General features: G+C 68.9%; 3 protein-coding genes. All 3 read right to left on the reverse strand.

All coding sequences use genetic code 11. The features are described 5' to 3' along the window. Nucleotides 1-665: LacI family DNA-binding transcriptional regulator (locus ACFW01_RS38210; protein ID WP_384511443.1), on the reverse strand; the 665-nt coding region annotated here is incomplete at its 3' end. Nucleotides 666-749: 84 nt separating this feature from the next. Then, nucleotides 750-5,039 carry a discoidin domain-containing protein gene (locus ACFW01_RS38215; RefSeq protein ID WP_384511446.1) on the reverse strand — a complete coding sequence of 1,430 codons (4,290 nt, stop codon included), beginning with the start codon at nt 5,037-5,039 and terminating at the stop codon, nt 750-752. A gap of 264 nt (nt 5,040-5,303) precedes the next feature. Then, nucleotides 5,304-5,464: substrate-binding domain-containing protein (locus ACFW01_RS38220; protein WP_361368542.1), on the reverse strand; the 161-nt coding region annotated here is incomplete at its 5' end.

Consider the following 5,464-nt stretch of genomic DNA (forward strand, 5'->3'; position numbering starts at 1 on the left):
ATGGCCCGTTCCACGAACTCGTCCGGCAGCTCGGCGTGCGCGGCGCCGGCGGCTTCCCTGGCTGCGGCCAGCTTCCTGCGGGACGGGATGTGGTCAGAGGGGCCCAGTACGAGGCCGATGCGCTCGTGTCCGAGCGATGCCAGGTGCCGCCAGGACTGCTCCACGGCCACGGCGTCGTCGCACGCGATGCACGGGAAGTCCAGATCCGGAATGGAGGCGTTGATGAGGACGACGGGGATGTTGCGTTCGGCGAGCAGCCGGTAGTGGTCGTGCGGGGCGTCCGCCTGCGCGAAGAGGCCGCCGCCGGCGAAGACGACCCCCGAGACCTGCTGCTGGAGCAGCAGCTCGACGTAGTCGGCCTCGGAGACGCCGCCCTTGGTCTGGGTGCACAGGACCGGCGTCAGCCCCTGCTGGGCGAGCGCACCGCCGATGACCTCGGCGAACGCGGGGAAGATCGGGTTCTGCAGCTCGGGCAGCACCAGCCCGACCAGCCGGGCCCGTTCGCCCCGCAGCTGGGTGGGCCGCTCGTAGCCCAGGACGTCCAACGCGCTCAGCACGGACCTCCGGGTCGCCTCGGAGACCCCTGGCTTGCCGTTGAGTACCCGGCTGACCGTGGCCTCGCTGACCCCAACCTTCTTCGCCACCTGAGCAAGTCGTCGCGTCACAGACGCAAGACTAGCGCAAGCCTCTGCAAGAGACTTGCGCCAGTCAGTGGTCCGACCGACAAGGGCCGACGCGGCCCGCTCGGTCTACGGGTTGCGGTTGATCTTGAAGGTGGACGTCGTGTTCCGGACGTCCACGGCGTTGCCCTCCAGCCTCAGCCCGTTGAACGTGACCTCGCCGACCGCGGGGCCCTGCCCCGGCTCGGGCATCTCGTTGGCCCAGAGGCCGAAGCCGGACTTGGCGTCGAACGCGTCACCGCTCTTGCGCGCGCCGGTGACGGACACGTCGGTGAAGACGGTGTCCTTGATCGGGAACTGCGGCTGCCCTCCCACGTAGTTCGTCTGGAACATGATGCCGCTGTAGGTCGGGTCGACGATGTCGACGTTGTTCACCCGGATCCCCTGGAACACCTTGGACGCGGAGAACACCCAGATGCCGGGGAAGGTCTGCTGTCCCCAGAAGTGGCCGCCGGCCCGGACGATCGAGATGTTCTCGAAGGTCGTCGGATCGGTGCCGAAGCCGTTCATCGGGTAGCCGAAGTCCAGCGAACTGATGGTGATGCCGGAGTAGACCAGGGTGTCCGCGATGTGGATGTTGCGGAAGGTGTTGCTGTAGCCGCCGTAGACGGCGAGACCCGCGGCACGCCAGGTCAGCGTCGTCGAGAGGTTCTCGTACAGGTTGTTCTTCATGTCCGCGCCGCCGGCGTCGATCGCCGAGAACAGCGCGAAGCTGTCGTCACCGGTCGCCCGGGCGTCGTTGTTGGACACCAGGTTGTCGGTCGAGCCGTTGGTCATGTTGACACCGTCGGCGAACATGTTGCGGATCCGGGAGTTCTTGATCGTGATCCGGTCGGTGTTGGCGCCCCAGTAGAGGCACACCATGTGCTCGTTCCAGATGTTGTCGATCACGATGTCCGACACGTTGGAGAAGTCGAACACCTTGCCCGGACCGTCGATGCGGCTGGTGTAGTTGCCGAAGTAGGCGAAGTTCGCGAACGACGACCCCTTCGCGCTCGCCTCGGCCCGGAAGCCGACGTCGGTGTTGTCCTGCGTCGTGGGCGCGTGGAACTTGGTGAACCACGGACCGGCGCCCACCACCTTCACCGCCTTGCCGTACACCTGGAACTTGCTCGACGTCTGGTAGTCCCCGGCCGGCAGGTACACACCGACCAGCTTGCCCGAGGTGTCCATGCGGACCCGGTCGAGAGCGTTCTGCACGTCCTGGTGCGTGAACCCGGCCGGCACCGCGTACGCCGCCGGGTCGGGGTTGGCCACCGGGGTGACCTGCTCCAGGTTGACGAAGTCGATCGCGTAGTCGGTGTTGTTCGCGGCGTCCTTCTGCAACCGGATCCTGCTGCCCGCCGGGACGGTCTCGCCCAGCATCAGGTGCGCCTCGTCGTAGATGTGACGCGGCGCGCCCGCGCCGGGGGAGTTGCCGGGCGAGGCCTCGTTGCCGTAGAGCCAGGCGTACTTCGAGGTCAGCGGCAGCGCCTTCTTCATGACGCCGTCGACGTAGACGTTGAGCGTGGAGTCGATGCCGCCGCCGCCCGGCGCGTCCGGGATGGAGAAGCGGGTCACCAGGGTGTTGGTGGCGGCCCGGGTGGTGAACTCGACGTACTCACCGGTCGCGTCGAGCTTGACCGCCTTGCGGCCGGAGGCCTCTCCGGCGATGTCGCCGATGGTCCGGTTCGGTCCGGCCACGGTGGCACCTCCGCCGACCGTGCCGTCCTCCGCCTCGTACATGTCGTACGGCATGTTGGCGCCGCGCCCGACGAACAGCGGCTGCGTGGAGGTGTTGTTCTCCCGCTTCACCGGCAGTTCGTTGGCGTCGTCGGCGACCTTGACCTTCACCGTGTACGAACCGTTGGCCGCCTTCCAGGGGCCGAGGCTCACCGCGGGACTCGTCGATCCGGCGGCGATGACACCGGAGTGCGTGCCGGTCAGCGTCTTGACGGTGGCGCCGTCGGAGTCCACCAGGGTGAGCGTCACCGCGTGACCGCCGCCCGCGGAGTCCTGGGTGCCCTGGTTGCGCAGCGCGACCTTGAAGGTGACGTCGTCACCGGCGGCCGGGCTGGAGGGGGAGGTGGTGACGGTCGCGGCGACCAGGTCGGAACTCTGGACCGGCTTGACGACCAGCGGCTCCGGACGTGTGTAGGTGTTGTTGGTCTCGTTCTGCTCGATGATCTTGCCGGCCTCGTCGGCGACCGCGCTCAGCTCGTAGGAGCCGGCGTCGCGCGCCCCGATCGAGGCGCTGACCGTGCTCTGCGCACCCGCCTGGAGCGCGCCCACGGAGGCGGTGGCGACCTTGGTGTCACCCAGCCGCAGGGCGACCTTGCCGGCCGGACTGGCCGCGGCGCCGCTGTTGCGGACGGTGGCCGAGACGGTGATCTCGTCCGACTCGACGGGCGAGGCGGGCGAGGTGGCCAGCTTCGTCACCTCCAGATCGGGGTTGGGCGCGGCGGTGCCGATCACCTGGAACTCGGCGACCTGCCCGGCCGTCGCCCCCGTGTTGGAGGTGAACCTGAGCTGCACGTCGGCGACCCGGCCGTCGACGGGCACGGTCACGCTGTTGCCGCCGCTCGACGGGTCGAAGACGTAGTCCTTCGCGGCCACCAGGCTGGTGAACCCGGAGGCCGCCTGCTCGCGCCCGAGCACCTGGAAGTTCTGGGTGCGCTTCGACCAACTGGTGTCGGGGTTGAGCTTGATCACGACGGCACTGATGTCGGCGTTGGCGCCGAGCTTGACGGTCAGCGTGTTCGGGTAGCTGCCCGCCGCCCCTTCCCAGTAGGTCGACGTGCTGTTGTCGTTGGCGTTCTCGGCGACGTACGTGTGGATCACGGACGAGGCGCTGATCGGCTTGCCGACAGCCAGGTTCGAGCCGTCCTTGGTGCCGTTGCGGAGAACGGAGTTGCTGTCGCCCGACACGTTGCCGGCCGCGTCCCTGGCCCGCACGAAGTAGGTCACCGTCGCGGCGACGGGCTGTGTGTCCGTGTAGGTGGTGACGTCGCCCGCGACGCTCTTGCGGAGCTTGTTGTCGGCGTAGATGTCGTAGCCGGTGACGCCCTTGTTGTCGGTGGACGCGCTCCAGGTCAGCCTCACCTGACCGGCGGTGGGCTCGGTGAGGGCGAGGTTCGACGGCGCGGTGGGCGCCTGTGTGTCCCCGTCGTCGCCGCGCCGGGTGACCGTGTTGCTGTTGCCCGACACGTTGCCGGCCGCGTCCTTGGCCCGCACGTGGTAAGTGACCGTCGCGTCGCCCGGGCGGGTGTCGGTGTACGTGGTGACGTTCCCGCCGACCGAGGTCAGCAGGTCGCCGTTGGCGTAGACGTCGTACCCCGTGACGGCCGTGTCGTCCGAGGACGCGTTCCAGGTGAGCCTGATCTGGCCGGTCGCCGGCTCGGTGAGGGCGAGGTTCGCGGGGGTGGTCGGGGCCTGGGTGTCGCCGCTCGCCGGGCCGTAGATCTCCAGCTCGGAGACCTGGGCGGCCGGCTGGCCGGTGTTCGCCGTCACCAGGACGCGCAGATAGCGGGCGGTCGTGGCGTCGAAGGCGACCGTCGCCGACTGGCCGCCCGCCGCGTCGAAGGTGTACGCCTTGGCGGCGGTCAGGTCACTGAAGTCCGAGCCGTTCTCGCTCGCCTGGATCTTCAGGGTCTGGCTGCGGGCACCCCAGCCGTCCGGCAGCCGCAGCACCACGCGGTCGACCCTGCGGGAGGCGCCGAGGTCGGCCTGGATCCACTGCGGCAGCGCGTCGTTGGCGCTCTCCCAGTAAGTCGCCTTGTTGCCGTCGTTGCCGTTGCCGGCCGTGTACGCCCCCGTGGAACTGCTCGCCGTCAGAGTCCGGTTCGCGGCGAGGTTCGTCGACGACTCCCCGGCCGCGTGCACCTCCAGTTCGGAGAGCTGCGCCGCCTGCCAGCCGGTGTTGGCCGTGACCTCGACCCGCACGAACCGCGTCCTGGTCGCGGGGAAGCTCACGGTGACCGTGTTGCCCGACCCCGGGTCGAAGCGGTAGGTGGCGGATCCCTTCAGGGTGCTGAAGCTCGTCCCGTCGGCGCTGCCCTGGAGGGAGAGTGTCTGGTCGCGGCGCTCCCAGCCGGCGGGCAGTCTCAGGACCACCTCGTCGATCCGCTCCGTGGTGCCGAGGTCGGTCTGGACCCACTGCGGGAGGCTGCCGCCGCCGCTCTGCCAGTACGACCCCTGGTTGCCGTCGGTGATGTTGGCGGCGCCGTACTCGCCGTGCGCGCTGCTCGCCGCCGTGGCGTCCCCCACGGCGATGTTGGGTCCGCCTGCCGCCGTGGCCGACAGCAGTGGGCCGCCCAGCGCCAGGAGACTGGTCGCGACCACCGTGCACAGAGCACGTGATCTCCAGTTCCGGATTCTCATCTGGCTCCGATCTCCGCCTCGTTCCTGAATGTGCTCTGTCATTTACGTTGAGCGCTCAGAGAGTTGCAGAGAACTGTTGGGTCGTCTACAGGATGCGCGCCATGAACTCGGCGCACAGCGGCCCGGAGTGGCCGCCGTGAGGCACGGGGAAGTCCCGGGTGATGTCTCGGATCAGCGACTTTCACGGGCTCCGTCGGAGAACCGCAAGCCGCTGCCATTTCCCGCAAGGAATTTGCGGGCGGGGAGCGGTGAGAGGGGCTGCTGTCAGTCGGCGGACGGCTGTGCCGTGGAGCCGCGGACGACGAGTTCCGGTTCGAACAGCAGCTCGCCGTGCGGGACTTCGGTGCCTTGGATCTGGGCGCAGAGGAGGTCGACGGCGGCGCGTCCCATGGCTTCGATGGGTTGGCGGACGGTGGTGAGGGGTG

It is taken from the genome of Streptomyces sp. NPDC058985, assembly GCF_042740985.1.
In the GTDB taxonomy this organism is placed as follows: Bacteria; Actinomycetota; Actinomycetes; order Streptomycetales; family Streptomycetaceae; genus Streptomyces.